Source organism: Acinetobacter sp. 12966 (assembly GCF_031196995.1).
Classification (GTDB): domain Bacteria; phylum Pseudomonadota; class Gammaproteobacteria; order Pseudomonadales; family Moraxellaceae; genus Acinetobacter; species Acinetobacter geminorum.
Map to the genome: position 1 here is coordinate 1 of NZ_JAVIMC010000066.1, position 223 is coordinate 223.

Below are 223 nucleotides of genomic sequence, written 5' to 3' on the forward strand. Positions count from 1 at the left end.
TTTTTTCTTATTTTTTTTAAGCTGGATTTCTTGATGAGTGGCAAATAAATTCGCTTGTTTGCATTGCGTAATCAGCACTGCATCTGTTCTAAGCCATCTTCGAATGAATAATTTTTAGTCACATCTTGGGTGGTATGATGATATAGCGCGGAAAGTTGTTTTTTTCCATGTAGCTCCACAACACGGAAAGTAATTTTTTCCAGCTGTGTCAACTCTCCTTTAT

Annotated in this window: 1 pseudogene; it reads right to left on the reverse strand. The window is 35.9% G+C overall.

What is annotated here, in order from left to right:
* Window positions 1–223, reverse strand: a pseudogene (locus RFW85_RS10660) (methyltransferase); the annotation flags it as partial.